The sequence below is a fragment of the Rhizobium anhuiense bv. trifolii genome (genome assembly GCF_024346605.1).
GTDB classification, from domain to species: Bacteria; Pseudomonadota; Alphaproteobacteria; order Rhizobiales; family Rhizobiaceae; genus Rhizobium; species Rhizobium anhuiense.
Genome location: NZ_CP098801.1, coordinates 1,403,342 through 1,430,052, shown reverse-complemented (window position 1 = coordinate 1,430,052; position 26,711 = coordinate 1,403,342). Strand labels below are relative to the sequence as shown.

Sequence of the window (26,711 nt, the reverse complement as noted above, 5' to 3'; positions counted from 1 at the left end):
GCACCATCCAAACAAGGAGAACTCGAAATGCAGGTACTCGTCAGAGACAATAATGTCGATCAAGCACTCAGGGTCTTGAAAAAGAAAATGCAGCGCGAAGGGCTGTTTCGTGAAATGAAGGAACGGCGCGCTTATGAGAAGCCGTCCGAACGGCGTGTCAGGGAAAAGGCGCAGGCGATCAGCCGGCACCGCAAGGCCGCACGCAAGAAGATGCAGCGTGAAGGTCTGATCGCCGCGCCAAAACGGGCGGTGGCCGCCCGTTAGCGACCCATTCCGACCGGGTTTCGGCGGTTACATTCCCTGAAAGGAACAGACAATGGACGAACTCAATAGCCTCACCGTTTCGGAAGAACGCCTCGAGGATTGCCGCGATGTCGTGGAGCCGGATCTGCAGGATCTGATCCAGAGTGCTTTGACATCGGGCTTTTCCCGTGAAGAAATCCTCATCGCCGTCAGCGAACTGGTCGCGGAAGACTTCGCAATGGTCATGAAAACCCCAAGCGTCCATTGAGGCGCGGGTGCAGTGGCTATCAGAGCGTGGCTGCCGGCGCGGAACATCGGTCGCGGCAGATGGTTACTCCGTCTCCTTGACAGATGGAGATGATGATGGCCGAGCATGACGATGCGATGCGGGTATGGGAGCTGATCGACAAGATCGGGTTTTGCATGCTGACAACGCGCAGCAGCGACGATCTCAGAGCCCGCCCGATGTCCGCCTATACCGCGCAAATCGAGAACGCGATCTATTTTCTGACGGATGTCAGCAGCCACAAGGACGATGAGATCGTTCGCTGGCCAAATGTGTGCCTGGCCTTTGCCGACACCAAGGGACAAAAATATGTTTCCGTGTCAGGCACAGCCGAAGTGCAGAACGACCGCGACAAGATCAGGGAATTATGGGCGACGCCGGCAAAGGCGTGGTGGGACAATCCTGCTGACCCCTCCATCCGCATCCTCAAGATTACCCCTTCTTCGGCAGAATATTGGGACAGCCCGGGCACCATCATCAGCTATATCAAGATGGCGGCCGCCGCGGTCTCGAACAGCAAACCCGATATGGGCGACAATGCCGAGGTCAAACTCTGACGCTGAGATACGTTTTGCAGACGACGGGCCTTAGGCCTGGTTTGCCGATGCCTTGACGAAGTCGATGAAGGCCCGCAGCGGTGCGGGCACCAGGCGCCGACCGGGATAATAGAGGAACGGCCCGGAAAAGCTCTGCCACCACGGTTCGAGGATGGGTTCGAGCGCACCGCTGTCAAGATGCGGGCGCAGCCAGTCCTCGAAAACGGAGATGATCCCCGTGCCCGATATTGCGGCGTCGACGGCAAGATCCATTGCCCCGCCGACCCTGACGATCAATGGTCCGGTCGGTTCGACCCGTACCACCTCGTCGTCTCGCTCGAATTCCCATGGGGACGTCAGCGCACCGCTGGCAAAACGACCCAGCAGACAGGCATGGCCGAGCAACTCGCGAGGGTGTTGCGGCCGGCCACGGCGATCGAGGTAGTCGGGCGAAGCCGCAGTGGCAAAACGCTGGATGCGTGGCCCGATCGGCACTGCGATCATATCCTGCTCCAGCCGCTCGTCATAACGGATGCCTGCATCGCAGCCGGCAGCCAGCACGTCGACGAAGCTCTCCTCTGCAACGACTTCCAGCCGAATGTCGGGATAGGCGGCGAGGAACGGTGGAATGATGGCCGGCAGCACCAGCCGCGCCGCGCTGACCGGCACGTTGAGGCGCAACGCACCAGCCGGCCTGTCCCGAAATCCGTTGACCACGTCGAGGGCAGACTCCACCTCGCTCAAGGCAGGGCCCAGCCGATCCAATAGACCCTTGCCCGCTTCGGTGGGGACGACGCTGCGCGTCGTGCGGTTGAGCAGCCGAACACCGAGCTCGGCCTCCAGGCGTCGCACCGCTTCGCTGAGGAAGGAGGCGCTGCCGCCGCTGGCGCGCGCGCCCTCGCGAAAACCGCCGGCCCGCGCCACGGCAACGAACGCATTCAGATCACCCAGGTCGACTTTCATTGTTCGCCACTCCGCACAACCCGTGCGGTTTGTACCTGATTATCCCACGCGTCGACAGCGCCTATCTTGGTGTCATCTCTTGAAAGGAGTGAGACCATGTCCATTATCGATCAGGCCGGCAGTTTCAATCTCGGCGGTCGCAGCGTGAAGCGGCTCGGCTACGGCGCCATGCAGCTTGCCGGCCCCGGCGTGTTCGGCCCGCCCAGGAATCATGGCGCGGCCCTGGCCGTGCTGCGCGAGGCGGTGGAAAGCGGCGTCAATCACATCGACACCAGCGACTTCTATGGCCCGCACGTCACCAACCAGATCATCCGTGAAGCGCTCCATCCCTATCGCGACGATCTCGTCATCGTCACCAAGATCGGCGCCCGCCGCGGCACGGACGGATCATGGATTCCGGCCTTCTCGCGGGAGGAACTGACGCAGGCAGTCCACGACAATCTCCGCAATCTCGGCCTCGATGTGCTTGATGTCGTCAATCTCAGGATCATGTTCGACGTGCACGGCCCAGCCGAAGGGTCGATCGAAGCACCGCTGACGGTCCTCGCCGACCTGCAGCGGCAAGGTCTGGTTCGTCACGTCGGGCTGAGCAACGCCACATCGAGGCAGATCGCCGAGGGCCGCCGGATCACCGAGATCGTCTGCGTGCAGAACCAATACAATCTGGCGTATCGGGCCGACGACGAGCTGATCGACGATCTCGCCCGCGAAGGCACCGCCTACGTGCCGTTCTTCCCGCTCGGCGGGTTCACCCCGCTGCAGTCGTCCACCCTGTCCGATGTCGCCGCCCGCCTTGATGCCACGCCCATGCAGGTGGCGCTCGCCTGGCTGCTGCGTCGCGCGGAAAACATCCTGCTGATCCCGGGCACCTCGTCCGTCGGCCATCTCAGGGAGAACCTCGCCACCGCCAGCCTCGCACTGCCGGATGACGCCGTCTGGGAATTGAACCGCATGGCTGATATCGCCGCCTGACGGTTATCGCAAGATCGCAGCTGATCCCCGATCGCTACGCCACGCTATTGCATGGCGTAGCGGCACAATTCTGGGCCGCCGATTGCGGCCCCACTTCAATAGCGCTCCGGCACGAGCATTTCAGCCGGAACCGGCGCCCTATTGTAATCGGCGTGACGGATGCGGTCCGGCAACTGGATCTCCGGTTTCGGAACATCCTCGTAAGGGATCTGCTCGAGAAGATGGGCGATGCAGTTCAACCGCGCCCGTTTCTTATCCACGGCCTGCACCACCCACCAGGGTGCATCCTTGGTGTGCGTGCGCGCCAGCATCTCTTCCTTGGCCTTGGTATATTCCTCCCAATGGACACGGCTCTCCATATCCATCGGCGAGAGCTTCCACTGCTTCAGCGGATCGTGGATGCGCATCTTGAAGCGGAATTCCTGCTCTTCGTCGGTGATCGAAAACCAGTACTTGATCAGCACGATCCCGGAACGGACCAGCATCCGCTCGAATTCAGGCACCGAGCGGAAGAATTCCTCGAGTTCATCAGGGGTGCAGAACCCCATGACGCGCTCGACACCGGCGCGATTGTACCAGCTTCGGTCGAAGAGCACCATTTCACCGGCTGTCGGAAGATGCGGGACATAACGCTGGAAATACCATTGATGCCGCTCCCGCTCGGTCGGGGCGGGCAGCGCGACCGTCCGGCATACGCGAGGATTAAGCCGCTGGGTCACGCGCTTGATCGCGCCTCCCTTGCCGGCCGAATCCCGACCTTCAAACAGTACCACCACTTTCAGCTTCTTATGCTGAACCCAGTCCTGCAGCCGCACCAGTTCATGCTGAAGCCGGAAAAGCTCCCGGAAGTAGATCTTTCGCTCGAGCGTCTGCTCCGCCGGTTCCGACATTCCTTTGGCGACCAGATCGTCCAGCCGGTCTTCCTCCATCTGCATTTCCAGCTCCTCATCGAAGCTGTCGGCGATTTCGGCCTTGATCCGGTTGAGCTGGTCCTGATGTGATTGCGACATGGCCTTTTCCTTTTGCTTCTTTTGACAGGAGCATGTCAGTGCGAAGCTTGTGTGACGACCACTTCGCGAAGACCAAAACGGCTACTTGCCTCTCTCGTTCCACGCACTCGACAGAAACAGGTGCCGAGTGGGATCAGTGCGTCTACAGCTGCCCTGCTCGGTACTGGTCGACAAGGTTCCGGCAGGCGCGGATCGTCAGGGCCATGACGGTGAGCGTCGTGCCGGCGATGCCGCTGCCGGGAAAGGCGCTGGCATCGGTGACGATCAGGTTCGGCGCATCCCACACCTGGTTGTAGGGATTGAGCACCGAAGCCTCCGGGGTTTCGCCCATGCGCGCGCCGCCCGTCTCATGAATGGCCGCGCCCATGCACATGGTCTTGCGGAACCATGTGCGGAACATGAAACGGCTGAAGGCATCGGCTTCGGGAAAGGCGCCTTTGCCCATCTCCTTGAGGCCGGTGGGCGAACCAATGAATTCGAGGTCGCCGCCGACCTCCTTGATCATGGCAATCAGCGTTTCTTCCTGCCTTTTGAGCAGCGCCTGCTCCTCCTCCTGCATGACGCAGCGGATATGCGGCACGGGAATGTTCCAGGCATCCCTGCGCTTGGCGTCGAGCGTGATGCGATTGTCGGCATAGGGCAGCATTCGGCCGAAACCAAAGAAGGCGAGACGCGCATCTGCGTCCGCGGAGACCGGCGCCCGGCCGACGCTTCCCTGGTAGTCGAAATCGCCGCGGGCGGCGTCGCCCTCGCCGAAGCGGGGAATGAAGATCCCGCCCGACGGATTGTAGAACGGGTCGGTCGGCGCGGACTCGTCCGTCGCCCAACCCTTGGCCTTCGAAAAGGAGCCGAACGCGAGACACGGAAGCTGATCCATGAAATAGCGGCCGAGGGCGCCCGAACCGTTGCCAAGCCCGCCCGGATGTTTCGCCGAAGCCGAATTCAACAGCAATCGCACGCTCTCTATCGGCGAGGCCGAAAGCACAACCATCGCAGCCCGCGCGGTCGATACTTCGCCCGTATTGCGATCGATGAACTCCGCGCCGGTGGCGCGGCCCGTCTTCTCATCCGTGGTGATGCGACGAACGACGGCGTCGTAGCGGACGCTCAGCTGGCCGGTCGCCTTTGCTTCGCGCAGCGGTCGCGGCATGCGGTCGGCATCGGGCGCGATATAACGCCAGGAGACGACGTTCCGCTCCGGCCAGCGGCTTTCCACCGCCTGCTTAAAGGTCTGTTCGGCCGGCGTCAGGCTGGCCGGCTTCGCATAGACGCCGTCCGGCAGTGTCGCCACATTGTCCTTGTTGCCGTAGAGCCCGAGATAGCCCTCAACCTCGTCGTAGAAAGGCGTCAGCTCTTCATAGGAGACCGGCCAGTCGATGCCCTTTCCCGTGCGCGAGCGGAGCTTGAAATCGTCGTCGGTCCAGCGCAGCAGCACCCGGCCGAAACTGTGGAGGCGCCCGCCGCCCTGGCGGCCGCGGATCCACAGGAAGGGCGCGCCCTTCGGCGTCGTATAGGGGTTCTTGCGGTCGTTGACGAAGAAATGGCTGAAACGCTCGGTGAAAAACGCCGCACGCGCCTGGATCGGCTGGCCCTTGAGAGTGGCGCGCGCGCGCTCCCAGATATTGATGCTGCTTGCCGGCGCCTTCTTGCGGGCGGGATCGAAATCCTTCGGCCCGACGGCGGGACCGGCCTCGAGCAGCAGCACCGACAGTCCTTGGGCCGTCAGTTCTTCGACCGCAAATGAACCCGCGGCGCCGGAGCCGATCACCAGCGCATCATAGACGATCTCAGCCATGTCTTTTCAAATCCTGTCCTGGAGGCAATCCTCAAAACGGCGCGAAACGCGCCCGGAATTGCGGGAAAACAAAGGGACGGCACATCACAGCCGCGATCCATCGGCGCCGAAGAGGGACGCCTTGGCGATATCGAGCCCGGGAGCCAGAGCATCACCGGGCTCAAGGGTCACGTCGCCCATCAGCCGGAGCGAGAGGCTTTGGTCTGCCCAGTCGAACCAGACAACAGCATCCGGGCCCATCGGCTCGACCACAGAAACGCGGCCGGGAATGGTGGGCAGGCCACTGGTGAACCCATCGAGCACAAGGTGTTCCGGGCGAAAGCCGAGTGTAGCCGGGCCGTCCGCCGCGACGGCACGGAAAGAATAACCGGAAAGATCGATGGTCAGCCCGTTACCCCGGAAGACCGGCGCCCCGACGCTGCGCTCGATCCGGCCCTCGATAAAATTCATCGCCGGAGCGCCGATGAAACCGGCAACGAACAGATTGGCCGGGCGGCGGTAGATCTCGGCCGGGGAGGCGAGCTGCTGGATCACGCCATCGCGCATGATGGCGATGCGGTCGGCAAGCGTCAGGGCCTCGACCTGGTCATGGGTGACATAGATCATCGTGTTGCCGAGGCGCTGATGCAGCTTCTTGATTTCGACGCGCAATTCGTTGCGCAGTTTGGCGTCGAGGTTCGACAGCGGTTCGTCGAACAGGAAAACATCGACTTCGCGCACCAGCGCCCGGCCGATGGCGACGCGCTGGCGCTGGCCGCCCGAAAGCGCGGCCGGGCGCCGGTCGAGCAGCTTGTCGAGGTGGAGAAGGGCGGCGGTGCGGGCAACACGCGCCTCGATCTCGGATTTCGGCAGGCCGGCGACGCGAAGTCCGAAGGAGAGGTTTTTGCGCACCGACATGCGGGGATAGAGCGCGTAGGACTGGAAGACCATGCCGATGCCGCGATCCTTCGGCTCCTCCCAGCTGACGTTCTTGCCGGAGATCCAGACCTCACCTGATGTAATCTCCTGAAGGCCGGCAATGGCGTTCAGAAGCGTGGACTTGCCGCAGCCGGAAGGGCCGAGCAGCACCAGGAACTCTCGTGGCGCGATGTCGATCGACATCTTCTCGATCACCGTATGGTCGCCATAGGCGATCTTCAGATCCTTGACGGAGACGGCAGATTGCATGGAAGCGTTACCCCTTGACGGCGCCGGCCGCGATGCCGCGCACGAACCAGCGGCCGGACAGGAAATAGATGGCGAGCGGAACAATGGCGGTGAGGATGGTCGCCGCCATGTTCACGTTGTAGGTGCGCTCGCCCATCGTGGTGTTGACGATATTGTTGAGCTGCACGGTCATCGGCAGGTTGTCGCGCCCGGCAAAGACGAGACCGAGCAGGAAGTCGTTCCAGATGCCGGTGAACTGCAGCATGGAGACCACGACGACCATCGGTACGGCAATCGGCAGCATGATCTCGAAAAAGATGCGCCAGAAGCCCGCGCCGTCGACGCGCGCCGCCTTGCAGAGCTCTTCCGGCACGCTGACGAAATAGTTGCGGAAGAGCAGCGTCACCAACGGCAGGCCGAAGATGACATGCACGAGGATGATACCCGCCAGCGAATTGTAGAGATCGATATTCGCCATCGCCCGGACCATCGGATAGAGGAAGATCTGGTAGGGGATGAGGCCGCCGGCCATCAGCAGACCGAAGAGCAGGTTTGCCCCGCGCGGCCGCCAAAGCGACAGCGCATAACCGTTGACGGCGCCGATGAAGACCGAGAGCGCGACGGAGGGAAGGGTGATCGCCACCGAATTCCAGAAGCCGCTGCGAATGCCGACGCAGACGGTTCCCATGCAGGCGCCCGACCAGGCGGTCATCCAGGCAGAGAAATCGAGCGTCGCCGGCAGGGAAAAGATCTGCCCGAGCCGGATTTCGTCCATGGACTTCAAGGAGGTGACGACCATGGTATAGAGCGGCAGAAGGAAGAACAGTGCGGCGACGACGAGGAAGGCATAGAGGCCGATGCGCCCGGCGGTGATCCGTGCCGGTTTCGGCCCGTTCGGATGAGGATCGGCCATCACGCGGCTCCCTTCGCTTTGTCGCGCATGTGCACGATGTAGCGGATTGGGGCGACGGCGATGATCACGCCGAGGACAAGCACCGTCGCGCCGGCTGTGGCGAGGCCGAGGTTCTGGCGTCCGAACAGATTGTCCATGATGAATTTCGCAGGCACCTCGGTCGCATTGCCGGGGCCGCCATTGGTCATGGCGACGACTATGTCATAGGTCTTGATCACGCCCATGGCGAGCAGCATGCCGGCGGCGGCCAGCGCCGGCCCGAGCTGCGGCAGGATGATCGAGACATAGATCCGCCAGACGGGAATGCCGTCGATCCGCGCCGCCTTCCACTGCTCGGCCTCGATGCCGCGCATGCCGGCGAGCGCAATGACCATGACCAGCCCCGCGCCCTGCCAGACGCCGGCAAGCACCAGCGCATAGATCGCCATGTCGCGGTTGACCACCCAGTCGAGGACGAAGCTTTCCCAGCCGAGCGAGCGCACGCTTGCCTGGATGCCGAGCGTCGGATTGAGCATCCATTGCCAGATCAGTCCCGTCACCACGAAGGACATGGCGTAGGGATAGAGGAATATGGTCCTGAAGGCGCTTTCGAAACGGATCTTGCGGTCCAGTGCTGCGGCCAGCAGGAAGCCGAGCAGCAGACAGCCTGCGACGTAAAGGACGCCGAAGATCAACACGTTTTGCAGCGATGCCAGCCATTTGGCGGAAGAGAAGAGCTTCGAATATTGGGCGAAGCCGACATAGCTCGAGGACGGAAAGAGCGTCGAATTGGTAAAGGACAGCCGGATCGACCAGGCCATGGTGCCGATGAAGACCACGACCGCAACGAACCATGTCGGCAGCAGCGCGATGGTGGCGGAAAGATTGGGCTTGCGTTTGACGGACATCGGCCAGCTCGTTGACGGAATGGAAAGCAGGGCTGGCGCCGCCGCGCGAGGCGGCGCCCGGCAGCTGTGGCGTCGGGTCAGACCGACGCCACAGTCACTATCCTACTCGAAGATGGCGAAGAAGTTTTCGGCCGCAGCGCCTGCATCGTTCGAGCCGCCGCTCCAATATTCGTCGACGAAATCGTCGAGCGCACCGACCTGCTGGGGCGTCAGCACGATCGCCTGATCCGGCACGATGGCGCCGGCGCTCATCAGCTCGACGCCCTTCTGGGCGCAGGCGTCCAGCTTCGACTTGTCGACGTCGGCGCGCATCGGAACCGAGCCCTTCTTGAGAGCAAATTCGACCTGGATGGTCGGGTCCATGACGACTTCGGCGAGCAGTTTCTGGGCCTTGTCGGTTTCGGCCTTGCCTGTTTTGGGGAACCAGAGGGCGTCGGCGATGTAGACCATGCCCTTCGACTCAGGAACGATCATGCAGCCGTAGTCCTTGCCCGGCTCCTTGCCGGCGACGGTGAATTCGCCTTTGGCCCAGTCGCCCATGAACTGCACGCCGGCTTTGGCGGTGATCAGCATGGCGGTCGCGTCGTTCCAGTTGCGGCCGGCGGCACCCGCGTCGACATAGCCGCGCAGCTTGCCGAGGATTGCAAGGGTCTTTTTCACGCCCTCGACCGATGCCGGGCTCTTGTCCTTGTCGACATAAATCTTCAGGAATCCGTCGATGCCGACCTGCGAGAGCAGGATCATGTTGAAGACCTTGGTCTGCTGCCAGGGCTGGCCGCCCCAGGCGACCGGAACCATACCGGCAGCCTTCAGCTTGTCGAGATCGGCAAAGAGCTCGTCCCAAGTCTTGGGCTCTTGCGCGATGCCGGCCTTGCCGAAGGCTTCCTTGGAATAAAAGAGCCAGCTTTCGCCATGGGCACCGGTCGGCGCAAGGTAGACCTTGCCGTCATAGGAGATGAGATCATGGATCGATTTCGGCAGGGCGTCGGCCCATTTGCCGCCGGCGGCCACGTCGTCGATCGGATTGAACAGGCCCTGGTTGATGAAATCGGCGGCAGCCAGCCCGATGACGCCCTGCTTGGCGCCGGGCGCGTCACCGGCGACGATGCGGTTCTGGAAGGCGGCATCGGCGGCGCCGAAGCCGGCGATCGAGGAATCCTTCCAGACGCCGCCGCGTTTTTCGAACTCGGTCTTGATGACGTTGAGGGCCGCCGCTTCGCCGCCCGACGTCCAGGACGACATGATCTCGATCGTCGGCTTGTCCTCGGCATGCGCCGAGGTCATGAGACCGGCGAATGCCACGCCGGCAAGAAAAAGCTTCATCATGGTCTTCATAGTTCCACCTCTTGAAAATGCCCTCTTTGCGGGGCGTTTGTTGTCGTCGGAATTGTTGTCAGCGATAGATCGGCAGGAGCGCCTGCCGGACGAGCGTGAGCCCGTTGGCGATGTCGCGGACGGGATCCGGCGCGGCATCGAGTTCGAGGATCGCCCAGCCTTCATAGGCCCGGTCGCGCAGCAGCCGGATCCAGGCCGGCCAGTCGACCCGTCCGAGGCCGAAGCTGCAGAAATAGGGCTGGTGGCGTTCATGGATATGCTTGTCGATCGGCGTGTCGGCGGGCATCGGGCCGATCGCATCCTTCCAGTGGGCGATGATCATGCGCTCGTGATGGCGATCGACGAGTTGGACGGGATCGGAGCCGGCAACGATGATGTGGGCGGTGTCCGGACACATGTGCACATAGGCCGGGTCGGTCAAAAGCATCATCAGATCGACGTCGCGCGCGGCGGCAAAGATCGAGTGCGCCTCGGTGTGCAGCGCCAGCCGTACGCCCCTGGCATGGAGGGTCGCGCCGAGCCGGTTCAGAAAATCGGCGATCACTTTGGCGCGGTCGAAATCATGGAACTGCACCGGCTGGGCGCCGAGCGTCTGGCGTAAGGGCGCGCCGATCACCATGATGTCGCTGCCGCAGGCTTTCAGGAAGTCGGCATAGCGTTCCGCCTTGTCGATCAGCGCGCGCTGGGCCGCGGGCTCGGCGAAGTCGCCGGCCGCCTCAAGTTCCGCAAAGAAACCGCTGCACAGCGTCAGACCGCGTGTTGACAGCTCGGCTGCGAAAGCATCGACGGAACCATAGGTCTTGATCGCGTCCTGCCAGTTGAAGGGAGAAAAGGTCAGCTCGACGCCGGTAACGCCGGAGGCCTGGACACTGTCGAGGATCTTGTCCCAGAAGGCCCGCGGCTCGGCGCGTGCATGGTCGACGATCGCATCGTGGCTGTCGACGCCCCAGAAGCCGGGATGGAAGAATGTCACGAGATCGACGCCGAAGCGCAGCCTATCGCCAGAAGCCATAACCTATCCATTTCTCGAGGCATGACCTACCCGCGTGCGGAAGGAGAGTTCCGCATCCAATAAGCCATGGATTTTCAACGCATTAAGAAATGGCAATCGTTTGCCATGACTAGATAATAGCCAAGCCGGTTTTTTAAGCAAGCGGTTTTTGGCAAACGTTTGCTAAAAACCGTCGCCTGTCCTAGAGTTGCAAATCGAAGCATCCGGGAGAATGAAATAAACATGAACAAAAACAAGGATGTGGTCGGAGAGGAACCATCGGGCGCTTTGATGGCCGATGTTGCCAGGCTCGCCGGTGTGGCGATATCGACGGTCAGCCGGGCGCTCGCCAATCCCGGACGGGTCAACGAGAAGACGCGCGCCAAGATCAATGCCGCAGCCAGGCAACTCGGCTACACCCCGAATGCGATGGCGCGCGGCCTCAGGGTCGGCAAATCCAACATCATCATGATCATCCTGCCGGGATCGCTCTATTACGGCGTCTCGCAGATCATTCCGCAGGTGCTGCAGAGCATCAACAAGTCGCTGATCCAGGGCGGCTATAACCTGATGATCGCCAACCTCGATCGCGACGAGATTTCCGAACGGCATATTCTCGACCTGGCATTCGGCGGCAGCGTGCGCGGCGCCATCATCCTGTCGTCGAAGCTTCCAGAGGTGGACGGGCGTTCGCTGGCGAATTCCGGCCTGCCGATCGTGTCGATGCTGCTCGACATGAGCGATGCCGGCCTGCAGAGCGTGGTCACCAACGACCGCGAGGCAGTGCGCGACGTCACGGCCGAACTGATCCGGCTGGGCCATCGACGGTTCTTCTATCTCGCCGGGCCTGAAGGCAATTATCACGATGTCGAGCGTTATGCCGGCGTGCTCGAGGCGCTCGAGGCGGCTGGCCTGTCCGACGAGCTGGTGCGCCGCTCGGGTGGTCATCTTGATTATCAACACGGCTTCGATATTGGAGTGCAGGCAGCGGACGATTTCGCGCAACTGACCGAGAAGCCGACAGCGGTGATCGCCACCAGCGACGACATGGCCATCTCATTTGTCAGCTGCATCCAGCGGGGGGGCTTGCGCATTCCCGATGATCTGTCCGTCGTCTCCTTCGACGGCTCGCCCGTCTGCGAATTCTCCTCACCGCCGCTCTCGACGATCGAGCAGCCGGTGGAAGAGATGGGACGCGCGGCGGTCGATCTGCTGCTCGACGCCATTGACCAGCGGCAAAAGACGGCGGAGGTCCGCACCGTCATCCGCAGCAGGCTTATCCTGCGGGAGAGCGTCGCCGCCCCGAAGAGCTGATGATGACGAAACCGGCCTCGCTGGCGAGATGCCCTATCGGGCGCTGATTGCACTCCATCAAAACTTCGTCTGACCCCATCAGTCTGCACGTCGTGCTACGAAAAATCACAACACCGAGCGACTTGCGATGTCAGGTCCGCGCGGTGGAATTCTGAAATTCCGAGCACGCACATGGACCTCTCGAAGATCAAGACGCTGATCGACTTTGTCGGACGATCGAACATTAGCGAGCTGACCGTGACTGAAAAGGACGTGACGGTGCGGATTTTCCGCACGTCGCCGGGTCAGGAGGCTGTTGCCGAGCCCTCGAAGGAGCCGGAATCGACGACAAATCCCGTCTCCCAAGCGCCTTCGAGCGTCAAGAAAACCTCCTATGCGGTAAAGGCGCCCGTCTTCGGCGTTCTGCACAAGGCCCCGGCGCCCGGGGAGCCGCCATTTGTCGCGATCGGTGACGCGGTGGAGGAGGGGCAGACGCTCTTCATCATCGAAGCGATGAAGGTCTTCAACACGATCGCCGCGCCGCGGTCCGGGCGCATCACGCACCTAACCCATATCGACAATGGCGAGGTCGAGACCGGCGACCTGCTTGCGGAGATTGGCTGATGCCGGAAACGCCTGAACAATCTGCGGCCGGCCGCTTCGATACCGTTCTGATCGCCAATCGCGGCGAGATCGCCGCCCGGATCCAGCGCGCCTGCCGCGAGCTCGGCCTCAAGACGGTCGCCATCTGTTCCGAGGCGGATAGGCAAGCGCCTTACGGCAGTACCGCCGACAGCTTTCTCTGCATCGGCCCGTCGAGCGCCGCCAAGAGCTATCTCAATCAGGACGCCATCCTTCTGGCGGCGCGTCTTGCCGGTGCGGGCGCCATCCATCCGGGTTACGGTTTTCTGTCGGAAAACGCCGCCTTCGCCGACGCCGTCGACAAGGCCGGGCTGATTTTCATCGGTCCGACCGCGTCATCGATTGCGATCATGGGCGATAAGATCTCGGCAAAGCGGGCGATGATGGCGGCCGGCGTACCCTGCGTTCCCGGCCCGGACACGGCGCTGCCCGACGACCCTGCCACCATCGAGCGCACAGCGCTGGAGATCGGATATCCCGTTATCATCAAGGCAGCCGGCGGTGGCGGCGGACGCGGCATGCGCGTCGTGCCAAAGGCCGATATGTTGCATGAAGCAATCGCGTTGACGCGGGAAGAGGCTCGCAAGGCCTTCGGCTCCCCCGCCCTCTACATGGAGAAATTCTTAGAGCATCCGCGCCATATCGAGATCCAGGTCATTTGCGACGATCACGGCAATGCCGTGTGGCTCGGACACCGGGATTGCTCGATGCAGCGCCGCCATCAGAAAGTGGTGGAGGAGGCGCCGGCGCCGGGGATCGCACCCGACATCATCCAGCCGGTCGGCCTGGCCTGCGTGCAGGCCTGCCTTCAGATCGGCTACCGAGGGGTCGGAACTTTCGAATTCCTCTACGAGGACGGCGCCTTCTATTTCATCGAGATGAACACCCGACTTCAGGTCGAACATCCTGTCACCGAGATGACGAGCGGTGTCGATATCGTCCAGGCTCAAATCAGCGCGGCTCAGGGTCACGTTCTGGATCTCATCCAAGGCGATGTGACATGCGAAGGCCATTCCTTCGAATGCCGCATCAACGCCGAGGATCCGGAAACCTTCCTGCCGTCGGCGGGTGTCGTCACCCGTCTGGCTTTGCCCGAGGGACCAGGCATCCGTGTCGATACGCATATTCATGCCGGCTACAAGGTTTCGCCCTATTACGATTCGCTGATCGCCAAGCTGATCGTCCATGCGCCGACGCGGACCGAAGCGATGGCAAGAATGCGCGAAGCGCTTGCCGGCACCGAGGTCGAAGGGATTTCCACCAATATCCCCTTCCTGCGCGTTTTATTCGAGGACGACGCATTCGCGCGCGGTGAGACCGACATTCACTATCTCGAACAATGGCTGAAGCTGCGGAGGGCGGCATGAGCGCGATCGATTTCAGCGATCCGGCGACCATCGCATTGCTCACCGAGGCGCTGACGGCCGCCGGCGTGGACGGCCTTGAAATCTCCCGGCCGGGCGGACAGCTTCGTATCGTCGTCGCCGGAAAAGGCGGCGCCCGTGTCAGCTCGAGCGAAGCGACGCCACGCGCTCCCGGCTCAGCATCCGCCGTCGTAAAGGCGCCGATGGCGGGCCGCTTCTGCGTCGAGCATCCGGCCGCCTCCGCCGCGCCGCAAAAACTGCCGCGCTCCGTATCCGATGCGGATATCGTCGGCTTCATTGGGGTAGGGCATATCCTGCTTCCCCTTCGCGCCGGCCGCTCCGGTGTTTTGACCAGGCTGCTCGCAGAACCCGGCGCGCCGGTCGGCTTCGGTGATCCTCTGTTCGAAATCGAGCTCCAGCCATGATCGTCACGACGAACAGACATGCATCGCAACGTGAGATCGTTCCGGCCACCAACAGCCGGGCGCGAGTTTCCTCGATCGGCGCCAGATCCTTCCTGCTCGAGGCACCAGGCGATTTCGACCTCGTTGCGCAGCGACGGATCTGGGCTCTGTCCCAGACGGTGAAGAGCTGGCCGGACCTTGCGGAAAACATTCCCGGCATGACCAACCTGCTGGTGATCTTCAAGGAGACGCCCGAAGTTCCCGATACGGTGGTCGCCCGGCTGCTGGAGGCATGGGAGAATGCGCGCAGCATCGATCTCAACGGCAAGACCATCGAGATCCCCGTCCATTACGGCGGCGAACATGCGACCGATCTTGCAGCCCTTTGCGATCTCTCGGGGCTCAGCGACCGCGAGGTCGTGCGCATCCATCATGAAGCGACCTACCGTGTCTTCGCCTTGGGCAGCGCTCCCGGTTTCGGTTATCTGCATGGCCTCGATCCGCGTATCTACATGCCGCGGAAGACCGTTCCCTCGTTGAAGATGCCGAAGGGCTGCGTGACCATCGGCGGCATGCAGACCGGCGTCGCCATGCTCACGGGTCCGAATGGCTGGAATTCCATCGGCTTTGCCACGCTTGAGATGTTCGACCCCACCTCGCCGAGCCCTGCCATGATGGCGCCGGGCGATACGGTGCGCTTCCTGCCGGCGAGGATCGAATTATGATCGAGATTTTGGAAAGCGGCCCGTTCAACACGGTGCAGGATCTTGGCCGCCCCGGCTATCGCGACATCGGCGTGTCGGCGAGCGGCGCCATGGATCCGCTGGCGGTCCGGATCGGCAACATTCTCGTCGGCAATGACGACAATGCGGCTGTGATCGAGGTGCAGACCTTTCCGTTCAGCCTGCGTTTCGAACAGCGCACGGTCTTTGCCGTGACCGGTGCCGACGGCAGTCTTCATCTCAACGGATCGGAACTGCTTGCCTGGTGCGCCTATACGGCAGAGCCCGGAGAGGTTCTCGAACTGAAACAGCCGCCGCGGCTCGCACGTGCCTATATTTCGCTCGGAGGCGGGCTGGATATTCCCGTTGTCATGGGTTCGCGCAGCACGTCGCTGCGCGGCGGTTTCGGTGGCAATGCCGGCCGGCCTCTGGCGAAGGGCGATCGGATCGCCGTCGGCGAGGATGCCGAGATCACCATGCTGCCGGCCTCGGGTCTCGCCGTCGTCGAACCGGCCGTGGCACTGCGCGATGTCTTCCCCGCACCTGTCGACGGCGCATTGCCGATCCGCGCGCTACCGGCCGGCGAGCATGATCTTTTCGCCGGAGATGGCGAAGCCTTCTGGAGCCAGACCTGGAGGATTTCCTCTCGCAGCGACCGGACGGGCTATCGCCTGTCCGGGGAACCGATCAAGCCGACGGCGTCCATCGAGATGCGCTCCCACGGCGTCGTGCCCGGCGTGATCCAGGTTCCGCCGGGTGGCGAACCGATCGTGCAGATGAGCGATGCGAACACCGCCGGCGGCTATCCGAAGATCGCCGGCGTGATCGAATGCGATCTCTGGCGGCTCGGCCAAGCCCGCATCGGGGCCCGCCTGAGCTTCGTTCGCTCGACGCATGCGGAGGCGTGCAGGGTGGAACAGGCAGTCGCCCGCTATGTCGAGGATGTCAGGCAGACATGCCGGATGGTCAAGCGCGCCCTGAAGGCGATGGCCTAATGGGTGTCTCCCAAAAGGCCGTCAAAAGGAGGAACCGATGAAGATCGATCTGAATTCCGACATGGGCGAAGGATTTGGCCCCTACCGGCTGTGCGACGACGAAGCGATGATGAAACTCGTCTCGTCGGCCAACATCGCCTGCGGTTTCCACGGCGGCGACCCCGAGATCATGGGGCGCATGGTCCGGCTCGCGAAGCTGAACGGCGTCGGCATCGGCGCGCATCCCGGCCTGCCTGATCGGCTCGGCTTCGGCCGGCGCGAAATACCGTTTCCGGCAGACGAGCTTCGCCAGCAGATGCTCTATCAGCTCGGCGCACTGATGGCGATCGCCAAAGCCGAGGGTGTCACGGTCTCCCATATCAGCTTCCACGCGGCGATGGGCAATATGGTCAATCGCGATCCTGTGCTAGCCGACCTGATGATGGATGCAATCGCCACGGTCGATGCCGGTCTCGTCGTCTTCGTCACCCATGGCAGCGAGATTCAGCGGGCGGCGAAACGCGCGCGTTTGAAGACGCTGGCGCTTTTCCTCGCCGACCGGGCCTATGACGCCGGCGGGAAACTCGTCGCGCGCGGGCTGCCTGGGGCCGTCATTAAGGATGAAGCCGCCGTACGTGCGCGTGTCCGACAATTCCTGCTCGACGGAACCGTTCAGACGATCGACGGAGCCGTAATCGCCATGCCGGCCCGCTCCATTCTCGTCCACAGCGACACGCCGGGCGCCCTGGAACTTGCCGGCATCGTGCGCGGCGAGATCGAAGCCACGGGTGCCGCGCTCGCGCCCGCCGCCGAACTCGCCGACTGACGCAATCCCGATCGCCTGCGGGCGGTCTCCCGTTCCCATCTCTCATCGAAGGACCATGTCGATGTCCGTCATCGCTGACCGCCTGAAAAACGTCTCCATCTCCGCATCCGCCGCCATGACCCAGCGCGCCAGGGAACTTGCCGCCAAGGGCATCAAGGTCGTCAGCCTGTCATCCGGCGAGCCGGATTTCCCCACCCCGGCGCACGCAATCGAAGCGGCCCATGCGGCAGCTCTTGCCGGCGATACGAAATATCCGCCGATGGACGGCACGCCGGCTCTGAAGGCCGCCATCATCCGGAAGTTCAAACGCGACAATAATCTCGACTACGATGCCAGCCAGATCGTCGTCTCCGGCGGCGGCAAGCAGGTGATCTTCAATGCCATGCTGGCCACCTGCAATCCGGGCGACGAGGTCGTTATTCCCACGCCCTCCTGGGTCAGCTATGCCGATATCGTCAAATTCGCCGGCGGCGTCCCGGTTCCGGTCCCCTGCTACGAGCAGGCCGGCTTCAAGCTGCGTCCGGAGGATCTGGAGGCGGCGATCACGCCGCGCACCAAATGGCTCTTCCTGAATTTCCCGAACAATCCCACCGGCGCGGCCTGCTCCCGGGCGGAGATGGCCGCCATCGCCGAGGTCATGCTGCGCCATCCCAACGTCTGGATCATGACCGACGACATCTACGAACACCTGGTCTATGACGACTTCCAGTTCTGCACGATCGCCGAAGTCGAGCCCAGGCTCTATCAGCGCGTTTTAACGATGAACGGCGTCTCCAAGGCTTACGCGATGACAGGCTGGCGGCTCGGCTTCTGCGCCGGGCCGAAAGACCTGATCTCCGCCGTCAGCAACGTCAACGGCCAGAATGGCGGCGGTATCGCGACGCTGACGCAGGCCGCGGCGACCGCGGCGCTTGATGGTCCTCAGGATCTCTTGAAGGAGCGTGCCGCGATCTACAAGGAAAGACGCGACTTCGTCCTCGACAGATTGTCTGAGGTGGAAGGGCTGCGGTGCCATCGGCCCGAAGGCGCCTTCTACATCTACCCCAATATCTCCGGGCTGATCGGCAAGACCAGCAAGGGCGGGCGAAAGATCGAGACCGACGTCGATTTCGTCATGGCACTCGTCGAAGAGCATCATGTCGCGACCGTGCAAGGGGCGGCTTACGGAATGAGCCCCTTCTTCCGTATTTCCTATGCGACCAGCATGGAAAAGCTCGGCGAAGGCTGCGAGCGCATAGCTCAGTTCTGCAGGGATATGCGCTGAGCGTAGCCTCCTCAGACTTTCAGCCGTGCCGTCAGCTCGAGAAGGATGTCGCGGACGGCAAGGGCCGGTTCCGACAGGGGATTCTGGTCGGAAACGCATAGCGACAGAGTTTCCTCGATCCGTGGTGAGACGAGCCGGCAGATCAGCGGCTCGCTCGATTCCGACACGATACGATCGGCAATGGCTTTAGGCATGATCGTCGCGCCGAGGCCGCTGCCGACCGCGCGGGCCAGCGTGCGGACGATTTCGACTTCGGCCACGACCTTTAGATTGGTGCGGGTGCGCGTGAAGGCGGTGTCGACGGCGCGGCGGACGAAATTATAGGCCGGCGGCAACAGCAGCGGTATTCCGTCGAGCGCATTGACCGGAACGGGTTTCGCATCCGCTTCGATGGCAAAGTCGCGATGCACGACAAGAAAAAACTCTTCGCTGAGGATCGGTTCGAACCGGACGCCCTTGATCGGTCCGGTTCCGTGGAGAAGCGCCATCTCCAGCCGGCCGTTCATGATCATCTGGCTATAGGTCTGCCCGACGCTTTCGGTCAGATGCAGCAGGATGCCGGGATGGCGTTTACGGGTCTCCGCCAGGAGGTCGACCGATAGCGTGGCGGCACTGCTGAACGGCACGAGACCGACGGAGACGCGCCCGGCAAGCGAATTGCCGGCTGCCGACGCATCCGCTTGCGCCTGCTCCATCTGCCGAAGGATGATCTGCGCATGGCGATACACCGCATGCCCCGCATCGGTCATGCTGACGCCCTGCTGGCTGCGGATCAGCAGCTTGTGGCCGAAATGTTCCTCCAGTGCCGCAAGCTGCTGGCTGAGAGCGGGTTGGGCAATGTGCAAAAGATCCGCCGCTCGCGTGATGCTGCCGCTGTCGACGATCACGATGAAAGATTTGAGGCGTCTGATGTCCATGAGGATCGGGGTACCGTTCTGATGTGCGCGGCTTACATGTTTGCAGACGCGCAATGCTTTTGCAACGCGACACGGTCGCTGACAGCCCGAGGGACCGGTGATGCCGACATCACCTGTTTCTCTTCTTCGGCAGCCGTCTCGCCTCCATAACCGTTGCTTATTGCTCCAGAGATAATCGGTCTTAGGCAAGGGGTTAAAGCTTCGCTACTGTCTCGATCAACAACAAGGGAACGACAATGCCATTCTCCGACTACAAGACCGCACTGGTGACCGGCGCATCCTCCGGTATCGGCGCAGCCGTGGTTGAGCGGCTCCGCCGGGAGAACATTGAGGTCCATGCCATTGCCCGCAGCGCCGACGCGCTGCAGCAGCTGGCCGCACGCACGGGCTGCATCGCCCATGTCATCGATGTGACCGACCGTCAGGCCATGGCCGAGCTCACCCGCCGGGTGGAGTTCGATATTCTCGTCAACAATGCCGGCGTCGATCGGCCGAAGAAGTTCCTGGAAGCCGAAGAGGGCGATATCGATCTCATCGTCGACGTCAATCTCCGCGCAGTCCTGCATCTCTGCCGCCTGATCGTGCCCGGCATGGTGGCGCGGGATCGCGGGCATGTCATCAACATCTCGTCGATCGCCGGCGCCTATAATTTCGGTGGCAACTCGTCCTATCACGCCACCAAGGCAGGGGTGAGCATGCTGTCTAACCAGCTGCGCATCGACGCCTTCGGCAAGCGGGTGCGGGTCACGGAAATCTGCCCCGGCCGGGTCGCCACGGATATTTTCAATCACGTCCACGGCGATGACCCGAGCATCCGTGAACGGTTCATCGACGGCTTCGAACTGCCGCAGGCAGCCGATATAGCAGACGCGATTGCCTTCGCCATCGCAGCCCCCGTCGCCGTCAACATCGGACATATGGAGATCACGCCGACACTGCAGGTCATGGGTGGTCTGCAGACGGCAAAGCCCCAGACTCCGGCAAAGGCGGCTCAATCCGGGGAGCCAAACCCGTGAGCGGTTTCGACCTTTCGGCAATACTGGCAAATCCGGAATATACCGCCATGCTGCTGCATGGCATCGAGATGACCTTCATCATCTATGCCGGTTCCTGGTCGATGGCGATGGTGCTGGCGCTTCTGCTGCTGGCTTTGCGTTTGTCGCCCTTTCGCTTTGGCGATCCGTTAGTCGCCGCTTACGTCTCCTATCACCGGAACGTCCCCACCCTGGTTCAGCTGATGCTGTGGTATTTCGGGATTTTCACCCTGATGCCGAGCGGGGTAGCATCGTGGCTCGCCATCCATAATGCCGAGGCCATTTTCGCGGTGATCGGGCTCGGCCTCTGCCAGGCGGCTTATTTCAGCGAGGATCTTCGGTCGGGCGTGCGCTCGGTCAGCCCCGGCCAAATGCAGGCGGCCCGCGCCCTCGGCCACGGTTATATCTCGGCGATGCGTTTCGTCATCATGCCGCAGGGCGTGCGCAACGCATTGCCGCCGCTCATCAATCACAGCGTTTCCCTGTTCAAGAACAGCAGTCTGGCCGTCGTCATCGGGGCCTCGGAACTGACGCATGCCGTCAAGGAAATCGAGAACCTCAGCTTCCGGACCTTCGAGATCTACCTGATCGGCACGGTTCTCTACCTTTTCTTCTCGCTCGTGATCATGAGCATCGGCGCCTATGTATCGATGCGCACCGATCCTGCCAGGAGTGCGCGCGCATGATCCACGACATGATCGCCATCGTCCGGGACTACTGGCTGCTGCTCTTGATCGGCCAATATCCGAACGGACCGCTCGGCGGGCTCGCCAACACGCTGATCCTGTCGGCGCTCAGCATCGCTCTCGCCTTTCCGGTCAGCATCCTCTTCGCATTGGCGCGGCTCTCCAAGTCGGCGCTGCTGCGCTGGCCGGTCACGGCACTCGTCTACTTCACCCGGGGCGTGCCGCTGTTGATGCTCATCCTGTGGAGCTATTTCCTGGTTCCGCTCATGACCGGCGCCGATGTGCCGAGCTTCGTCACGATGTTGACGACGCTGGTTGTCTATCAAAGCGCGTTCCTGAGCGAAGTCGTCCGTGCTGGCATCGTCGCGCTCGGGCCGGGGCAGATGGACGCGGGGCGCGCGCTTGGCCACAGCTATATCGGTGCGATGCGCTTCATCATCCTGCCGCAGGCGCTCTACAACATGATCCCGAGCATCATCTCCACCTTTGTCTCTACGATCAAGGACACGACGCTCGGCTATGTGATCAACGTGCCGGACCTGACCTTTGCCGCAAGCCAGGTCAACAACCAGCTGCTGACGCAGCCTTTCCAGGTCTTCCTCATCCTGGCGATCGTCTACTTCGCCATCTGCTGGACGCTCACCCACTTCGCAAATCGCCTCGAGCGGCGCATCACGCGGCGGCGTGCGGGACTTTCCGGCCTTCCCGCCGCCTCCCTGGTCGCACCGTCGAAAATCATCTCGGAGCAGCTATGACCATGACAGTCCCAGCACAGGAACAGCAGACGATCCGGCTTTCCCAGGTCTGCAAGAGCTACGGCGACTATCCGGTCCTCAAGGATATCGATGCGCAGGTGGCGCGCGGCGAGGTCGTGGTCATCTGCGGACCGTCCGGCTCGGGGAAATCGACGCTGATCCGCACGATCAATCGCCTCGAAGAGATCAACAGCGGCTCGATCACGCTCGACGGGCAAAACATTCACGCCGCCATGCGGGCAAAGGAACTCAACGCGCTGCGCAGCCGGATCGGCTTTGTGTTTCAGAACTTCAACCTGTTTCCGCATCTTTCGGTGGTCGAAAACGTGTCGATGTCGCCGATCCGGGTGAAAGGCGTGGCGCCCGACGTCGCCGAGGAGAAGGCGCTCAAGCTTCTCGATCGGGTCGGTCTTGCCGACAAGGCCCGGGCCTATCCCGGCCAGCTGTCGGGCGGCCAGCAGCAGCGGGTGGCGATCGCTCGCGCCCTTGCCATGGAACCGCCGGTCATGCTGTTCGACGAGCCGACCAGCGCACTCGATCCTGAAATGGTCGGCGAAGTGCTCGCCGTCATGAAGAGCCTGGCGTCCGAAGGCATGACCATGCTCTGCGTCACCCATGAAATGGGTTTCGCGCGCGACGTCGCGGATCGGATCTGGTTCATCGATGCCGGCCAGATCATCGAAATGGCGACACCCGAAGAATTCTTCAACAATCCACGCCATCCCCGGGCTCAGCGTTTTCTCGCTGATCTCCGGCATTGATACCAACCACCAAAAACAAAGGAGAACAGCAATGAACTGGAAATGCCTAACCCTCACCGTCGCATTTGCCGGCATGGCGGCCGCCGTGCCCGCGAAAGCCGATCAGCTCGACAACATCATCTCGGCGAAAACCCTGCGCTGCGCGACATTCGCCGACGTTCCTCCCTTCGCCTCGCCCGATCCGAAGACCCGCGAAATGGCCGGTTTCGACGTCGACCTCTGCGGCGCTATCGCCAAAGAACTGGGCGTCAAGGCTGAAATCAAGCCGGTTTCGGTCGAGGCGCGTGTGCCCGAGGTCAAGCTCGGCCGCGTCGACATCACCGTTGCCAACCTTGCCTATACGCTCAGCCGCGCCGAGCAGATCCAGTTCAGCGATCCCTATTATCTCGCCAAGGAAATGCTGATCGTGCCGGCGGACGATGCCGGCAAGACGAAGGCCGATTTCGCCGGCCAGCGCATCGCTTCGACCAAGGGCTCGACGTCGGAAATGTCGATCAAGCTCAACAAATCCGACCCGCTGACCTTCCAGGATACTGCCTCTGCCTATCTCGCTGTCCAGCAGGGCAAGGCCCGCGGCATGGTGGCCAACACCATGACGACCACCAAATTCGTCAATGAATCGAAGAGCAAGGGCAAGCCAATGCGGATGATCGAGGAGCCGATGCTCTACCAGCCGATCGGCATCGGCATGGCCAAGGATCAGCCGGCGCTGACCGCCAAGATCAACGAGATCCTCCGCAAGCTCGACACATCGGGCGAGATCAACAAGATCTGGGACAAGTGGCTCGGTCCGGATACCGAATACAAGATGAAGCGCACCGACAAGGTCGTATCGCTCTCCGAACTGAAGTTCGACCCGATCCCTTAAGACCTCGGCGTCATCAGATGACGATATCCAAACGAAATCAGACGGCGGGACATGCCCGCCGTCGGCCAACGATGGGAGGCACACATGATCCATATTAAAGATATTGCCGAACGGCCAAGCAAAGCCGATATCGACGCCGTTTCCAAATTTTCGCCCGCAACGATCCACGAAGCCCAAGGACGCCGCGGAGCCCTTTCCTCCCGCCTGAAGCCCGTCGACTACCGCATGAAACTCTGCGGTCCGGCCTTTACGGTAAAATGCGCGCCGCGTGACAACATCATGCTGCAGCTTGCCATCAACTACGCAAAGCCGGGCGATATCATCGTCGTCTCGGCGGGCGAATACGAAGAGGCCGGATCCTTCGGCGATGTCCTCGCCAACGCCTGCCTGGCAAAGGGCATCGGCGGTCTCGTGACCGACACCGGCGTGCGCGACACGCTTCAGCTGAGGGAACTTGGCTTCCCGGTCTTCTCACTCAGCGTCTGCATCAAGGGAACAGTGAAGGAAACCATCGCGGCGGTGAACGACACGATCATCGTCGGCGGCGAAATCATCCATCCCGGCGACATCATCGCCGGCGATGCCGACGGTCTGGTGATCGTGCGTCGCCAGGAAGCGCAGGAAGTCGCCAGGCTGTCACAGGCCCGCGAAGATGCCGAGGCCGGCTATATCGCGGCATATAAGCAGGGTAAATCGGTCATCGAGGTCAGCAATCTCGAACCGGTGCTGAAAGCCAAGGGCCTCGTCGTCGACATCTGACGCCACAGCGCAATAGCTATCAGCCCTGCCACCTTATAGGGCGGCTGGTCTTTTCGGCCAGCCGCCTTATGCAAAACTAGAACGGTTCAAACACTTTCGGGCGTGATTGTTTCAAAGGGAACCACGCGCTGAAGGATGGTTGTACTGTCGCGGTGTTCGAGCGCTGCGATCATCGTGCCAATCAATTCGTCTGATATCTGATCCAAGGGATGGCACAAGGCCGCCATGATCAGGCCTTCCGTCAGGCCCTTGCGCGTTTCCGGGCCGATGTCGCGGCAGACGACCCTGACCTGATCCCGTTTTTCGGCAGGGGCTTCGCGAAGAGCACGCAGCACCCCGGAAATTCCCCCTCCAACGATGAAAATGCCTCTGAGGTCATCGAGTTCGGAAAGCAGCTGGCTCACGATCCGGTAGGCTTCCTGCGGCTCCTCATGTGTCGGTCTGCTGTCATCGACCTGAAGATGGGGCGCGTGCTCGCGCATATAGGATCGAAAGCTCGCATCGGAGACATCCTGGCACTGATAACGATGATTGCCGATGAACACGGCGATCCGGCCGGGCATCGGCGTGGTCTGAGCCAGAAACCATGCAGCGGTCCGCCCGAGTTTCCAATTGTCGGTGCCGACGAAGCCGGCGCGATCTCTGGCGGACTGATCGGTTATATAGGCAACAACCGGCTTTCCCCTCTCCTTGAGGGATTGGATGGTCTGCCCGATTAACGGGTGGTCACCCGCAATGACAGCAACTGCATCACAGCGTTTTCCGAGCGCTTCGAGCCGATCTGCAATATTTTGTGGCTCGAGGACATCGACGAAATCGACCACAGCCACGATTTTCTCGTGCTGGCGTCTCGCGGCGGCTTCCGTGATCTTGGAGCCGAACAGCCGGTAAAGCTCGCGGCTCGACTGCTGGAGAAGAAAGCCGAAACGATAATTCGGCAGGAGCCGCTGCCTGCGGTCCTCGATCACGCCGCGGCCATAAAATCCAATCTCTTCCGCGGCATTTTGCACCCTCTCGATCGTTTCCGCACGCACTGCGCCGGCACCTCCGAGGATGCGGTTGACCGTGGCGATGCTGACGCCGGAGGCCTGGGCAAGATCGGCAATGGTCGGTCTCTTCATGATATATTTTGTTCCATTCTTGGATGAAACGAAATGATATATTAATTTCACAGAAACGCAATAGACATTCCATTTTCAGATGTCAGTTGATACAAATATTCCAGCGAGTTGGGAGCCTTGCTTTGAGGAATTGTTACTCTCGACCGCCTTTTTGGGAGGAAATCACATGAGTTTTTCAATGCGCGCCGTACGCGGGCTGCTGGCTGGCGCTGTTTTCGTTCTTGGCGCTTCTTCCGTCCTGGCCGCGAATATTGCTGTCGTCGGCGGCAAGACCGACGACGAATTCTGGAGCCGCATCAAGAAGGGCGTCGACGACGCCCGGCTCGTCGTCGAGAAGAACGGTGGCTCCGTCAGCTATCTGCAGCTGCAGACCTACGACAATCTCGGGCCTGACGCCGCACAGCTCGTCCGCACGGCCATCAGCCAGGGCGTGACCGGCATCGTGGTGCCCGACTGGGTGCCCGAGGCGGAAGACGAGGCCATCAAGGCTGCCGTCGCTGCGGGCATCAAAGTCATCCTCATGAATGCCGGCAACATCGACAAGGCTCGCGAGCTTGGCGCGATCAACTATGTCGGCTCGGATGAATACACGGCCGGCAAGGCAGGCGGCGAATATTTCGCGTCCAAGGGTGCGAAAAATGTCATTTGCGTCAATACGCTCCCGGGTGCGGCAAACCAGGAGGCCCGTTGCAAGGGTGTCATCGACGGCATCACCGGAAAGGGCGGCACTGGCAAGCAACTGCCGTTGCCGGCGACCAGCTTCGGCGATCAGACGGCGATCGCCGAGGCCGTCAAGGCGACACTGCTCCAGGACGACACCATCGACGGCGTCCTCAATGTTGGGGCTTCCGACGCTGATGCGGCTGCGAGCGGGATCGCTCAGGCGAACAAGGTCGGCAAGGTCGCGCATGGCACCTTCGACCTCAATGCCTCGGGCCTTGCCCGCATCAAGGACGGTTCGCAGACTTTTGCGATCGACCAGCAGCCTTACCTGCAGTCGCTGCTGGGGGTTTCGCTTCTCGCCTCGCATATCGACTACGGCACCAACCTGCCGACCGCACCGGTGCTGACCGGCCCGGGCATCGTCGATGCGGCGAACATCGACGCCACCCTGGCCGGCGTCAAGGAAGGCGCTCGCTGATCGTTCGAAACGGGCTCCGACCCGCGGAAAAATACGCGGGTCGAAGTCTATCGGGCGTGCGGACCACCGCGTCCGCACGCCTGGAGATTCACGCCCAAACTGG

Annotated in this window: 29 protein-coding genes; 19 read left to right on the top strand and 10 right to left on the bottom strand. The window is 61.9% G+C overall.

The genetic code is table 11. The features are described 5' to 3' along the window. Positions 1 to 27 precede the first annotated feature (27 nt). From rpsU to NE851_RS06865, 3 genes are all read left to right on the top strand, one after another. On the top strand, positions 28 to 264 hold the full coding sequence (gene rpsU, locus NE851_RS06875) for a 30S ribosomal protein S21 (RefSeq protein ID WP_028755950.1): 237 nt from the start codon (positions 28 to 30) through the stop codon (positions 262 to 264). Between the two features lie 52 nt (positions 265 to 316). Then, positions 317 to 511 (top strand): hypothetical protein, encoded by a 195-nt coding sequence (locus NE851_RS06870; RefSeq protein WP_028755951.1) that lies wholly within the window; start codon positions 317 to 319, stop codon positions 509 to 511. A gap of 95 nt (positions 512 to 606) precedes the next feature. Continuing rightward, positions 607 to 1,086 carry a pyridoxamine 5'-phosphate oxidase family protein gene (locus NE851_RS06865; protein WP_028755952.1) on the top strand — a complete coding sequence of 160 codons (480 nt, stop codon included), beginning with the start codon at positions 607 to 609 and terminating at the stop codon, positions 1,084 to 1,086. Between the two features lie 30 nt (positions 1,087 to 1,116). On the opposite strand, the gene NE851_RS06860 is transcribed toward NE851_RS06865, so the two are convergent. Then, positions 1,117 to 2,028, bottom strand: a complete 912-nt coding sequence (locus NE851_RS06860; protein WP_028757537.1) for a LysR family transcriptional regulator — start codon at positions 2,026 to 2,028, stop codon at positions 1,117 to 1,119. Positions 2,029 to 2,124: 96 nt separating this feature from the next. Here NE851_RS06860 and NE851_RS06855 point away from each other — a divergent pair, with 96 nt between their 5' ends. Further along, positions 2,125 to 3,000, top strand: coding sequence for an aldo/keto reductase family oxidoreductase (locus NE851_RS06855; RefSeq protein ID WP_028755954.1), 876 nt, complete (start codon positions 2,125 to 2,127; stop codon positions 2,998 to 3,000). Between the two features lie 95 nt (positions 3,001 to 3,095). On the opposite strand, the gene ppk2 is transcribed toward NE851_RS06855, so the two are convergent. From ppk2 to NE851_RS06820, 7 genes are all read right to left on the bottom strand, one after another. Further along, positions 3,096 to 4,010: a polyphosphate kinase 2 gene (gene ppk2 / locus NE851_RS06850; protein ID WP_028756039.1), complete on the bottom strand. Its 915-nt coding sequence runs from the start codon at positions 4,008 to 4,010 to the stop codon at positions 3,096 to 3,098. 142 nt (positions 4,011 to 4,152) lie between these two features. Then, entirely contained in the window at positions 4,153 to 5,805 is a 1,653-nt protein-coding gene (locus NE851_RS06845) for a GMC oxidoreductase (protein WP_254955531.1), read from the bottom strand. Positions 5,806 to 5,889: 84 nt separating this feature from the next. Continuing rightward, a complete protein-coding gene (locus tag NE851_RS06840; protein ID WP_028756033.1) occupies positions 5,890 to 6,972 on the bottom strand; it encodes an ABC transporter ATP-binding protein in 1,083 nt (360 codons plus the stop codon). Between the two features lie 7 nt (positions 6,973 to 6,979). Next, positions 6,980 to 7,864 (bottom strand): carbohydrate ABC transporter permease, encoded by an 885-nt coding sequence (locus tag NE851_RS06835; protein ID WP_028756034.1) that lies wholly within the window; start codon positions 7,862 to 7,864, stop codon positions 6,980 to 6,982. After that, positions 7,864 to 8,751 (bottom strand): carbohydrate ABC transporter permease, encoded by an 888-nt coding sequence (locus NE851_RS06830; RefSeq protein WP_254955530.1) that lies wholly within the window; start codon positions 8,749 to 8,751, stop codon positions 7,864 to 7,866. The genes NE851_RS06835 and NE851_RS06830 overlap by 1 nt, the downstream gene beginning before the upstream one ends. Positions 8,752 to 8,853: 102 nt before the next feature. After that, complete coding sequence (locus NE851_RS06825; protein ID WP_028758237.1) at positions 8,854 to 10,086, bottom strand: ABC transporter substrate-binding protein; 1,233 nt, start codon at positions 10,084 to 10,086, stop codon at positions 8,854 to 8,856. A gap of 58 nt (positions 10,087 to 10,144) precedes the next feature. Further along, positions 10,145 to 11,098: a sugar phosphate isomerase/epimerase family protein gene (locus NE851_RS06820; protein ID WP_028756038.1), complete on the bottom strand. Its 954-nt coding sequence runs from the start codon at positions 11,096 to 11,098 to the stop codon at positions 10,145 to 10,147. 222 nt (positions 11,099 to 11,320) lie between these two features. On the opposite strand from NE851_RS06820, the gene NE851_RS06815 reads away from it, so the two are divergent. The 8 genes from NE851_RS06815 to NE851_RS06780 all read left to right on the top strand — a co-directional run bounded on the left by NE851_RS06815 (position 11,321) and on the right by NE851_RS06780 (position 18,566). Next, positions 11,321 to 12,391, top strand: coding sequence for a LacI family DNA-binding transcriptional regulator (locus tag NE851_RS06815; RefSeq protein WP_254955529.1), 1,071 nt, complete (start codon positions 11,321 to 11,323; stop codon positions 12,389 to 12,391). Positions 12,392 to 12,562: 171 nt separating this feature from the next. Continuing rightward, entirely contained in the window at positions 12,563 to 12,994 is a 432-nt protein-coding gene (locus NE851_RS06810) for an acetyl-CoA carboxylase biotin carboxyl carrier protein (RefSeq protein WP_097542524.1), read from the top strand. After that, positions 12,994 to 14,379, top strand: a complete 1,386-nt coding sequence (locus NE851_RS06805) for an acetyl-CoA carboxylase biotin carboxylase subunit (RefSeq protein ID WP_254955528.1) — start codon at positions 12,994 to 12,996, stop codon at positions 14,377 to 14,379. The genes NE851_RS06810 and NE851_RS06805 overlap by 1 nt, the downstream gene beginning before the upstream one ends. Then, positions 14,376 to 14,801 carry an acetyl-CoA carboxylase biotin carboxyl carrier protein gene (locus NE851_RS06800; protein ID WP_047613396.1) on the top strand — a complete coding sequence of 142 codons (426 nt, stop codon included), beginning with the start codon at positions 14,376 to 14,378 and terminating at the stop codon, positions 14,799 to 14,801. Before NE851_RS06805 ends, NE851_RS06800 begins: the two co-directional genes overlap by 4 nt. Beyond that, positions 14,798 to 15,505 carry a 5-oxoprolinase subunit PxpB gene (gene pxpB, locus NE851_RS06795; protein WP_183905649.1) on the top strand — a complete coding sequence of 236 codons (708 nt, stop codon included), beginning with the start codon at positions 14,798 to 14,800 and terminating at the stop codon, positions 15,503 to 15,505. Before NE851_RS06800 ends, pxpB begins: the two co-directional genes overlap by 4 nt. Beyond that, a complete protein-coding gene (locus NE851_RS06790; RefSeq protein ID WP_254955527.1) occupies positions 15,502 to 16,497 on the top strand; it encodes a 5-oxoprolinase subunit C family protein in 996 nt (331 codons plus the stop codon). Before pxpB ends, NE851_RS06790 begins: the two co-directional genes overlap by 4 nt. A 37-nt stretch (positions 16,498 to 16,534) precedes the next feature. Beyond that, on the top strand, positions 16,535 to 17,302 hold the full coding sequence (locus NE851_RS06785; protein ID WP_028758231.1) for a 5-oxoprolinase subunit PxpA: 768 nt from the start codon (positions 16,535 to 16,537) through the stop codon (positions 17,300 to 17,302). Between the two features lie 61 nt (positions 17,303 to 17,363). Next, complete coding sequence (locus tag NE851_RS06780; protein WP_254955526.1) at positions 17,364 to 18,566, top strand: pyridoxal phosphate-dependent aminotransferase; 1,203 nt, start codon at positions 17,364 to 17,366, stop codon at positions 18,564 to 18,566. Positions 18,567 to 18,577: 11 nt separating this feature from the next. On the opposite strand, the gene nac is transcribed toward NE851_RS06780, so the two are convergent. Further along, positions 18,578 to 19,537: a nitrogen assimilation transcriptional regulator NAC gene (nac, locus tag NE851_RS06775; RefSeq protein ID WP_254955525.1), complete on the bottom strand. Its 960-nt coding sequence runs from the start codon at positions 19,535 to 19,537 to the stop codon at positions 18,578 to 18,580. Positions 19,538 to 19,719: 182 nt separating this feature from the next. Here nac and NE851_RS06770 point away from each other — a divergent pair, with 182 nt between their 5' ends. From NE851_RS06770 to NE851_RS06745, 6 genes are all read left to right on the top strand, one after another. After that, the gene (locus NE851_RS06770; RefSeq protein ID WP_254955524.1) at positions 19,720 to 20,499 is read left to right on the top strand and encodes an SDR family oxidoreductase; all 780 of its coding nucleotides are present in this window, start codon (positions 19,720 to 19,722) and stop codon (positions 20,497 to 20,499) included. Then, entirely contained in the window at positions 20,496 to 21,203 is a 708-nt protein-coding gene (locus NE851_RS06765) for an amino acid ABC transporter permease (RefSeq protein ID WP_254955523.1), read from the top strand. Before NE851_RS06770 ends, NE851_RS06765 begins: the two co-directional genes overlap by 4 nt. After that, a complete protein-coding gene (locus tag NE851_RS06760; protein WP_028755771.1) occupies positions 21,200 to 21,958 on the top strand; it encodes an amino acid ABC transporter permease in 759 nt (252 codons plus the stop codon). The genes NE851_RS06765 and NE851_RS06760 overlap by 4 nt, the downstream gene beginning before the upstream one ends. Continuing rightward, positions 21,955 to 22,719 carry an amino acid ABC transporter ATP-binding protein gene (locus NE851_RS06755; RefSeq protein WP_028755772.1) on the top strand — a complete coding sequence of 255 codons (765 nt, stop codon included), beginning with the start codon at positions 21,955 to 21,957 and terminating at the stop codon, positions 22,717 to 22,719. The genes NE851_RS06760 and NE851_RS06755 overlap by 4 nt, the downstream gene beginning before the upstream one ends. Positions 22,720 to 22,750: 31 nt before the next feature. Then, positions 22,751 to 23,587, top strand: a complete 837-nt coding sequence (locus tag NE851_RS06750) for an ABC transporter substrate-binding protein (protein ID WP_028755773.1) — start codon at positions 22,751 to 22,753, stop codon at positions 23,585 to 23,587. Positions 23,588 to 23,671: 84 nt separating this feature from the next. Beyond that, positions 23,672 to 24,346 carry a 4-carboxy-4-hydroxy-2-oxoadipate aldolase/oxaloacetate decarboxylase gene (locus tag NE851_RS06745; protein ID WP_028755774.1) on the top strand — a complete coding sequence of 225 codons (675 nt, stop codon included), beginning with the start codon at positions 23,672 to 23,674 and terminating at the stop codon, positions 24,344 to 24,346. Between the two features lie 86 nt (positions 24,347 to 24,432). On the opposite strand, the gene NE851_RS06740 is transcribed toward NE851_RS06745, so the two are convergent. Next, complete coding sequence (locus NE851_RS06740; protein ID WP_082849751.1) at positions 24,433 to 25,470, bottom strand: LacI family DNA-binding transcriptional regulator; 1,038 nt, start codon at positions 25,468 to 25,470, stop codon at positions 24,433 to 24,435. 163 nt (positions 25,471 to 25,633) lie between these two features. Here NE851_RS06740 and NE851_RS06735 point away from each other — a divergent pair, with 163 nt between their 5' ends. Next, a complete protein-coding gene (locus NE851_RS06735) occupies positions 25,634 to 26,608 on the top strand; it encodes a substrate-binding domain-containing protein (RefSeq protein WP_018449061.1) in 975 nt (324 codons plus the stop codon). Positions 26,609 to 26,711 lie beyond the last annotated feature (103 nt).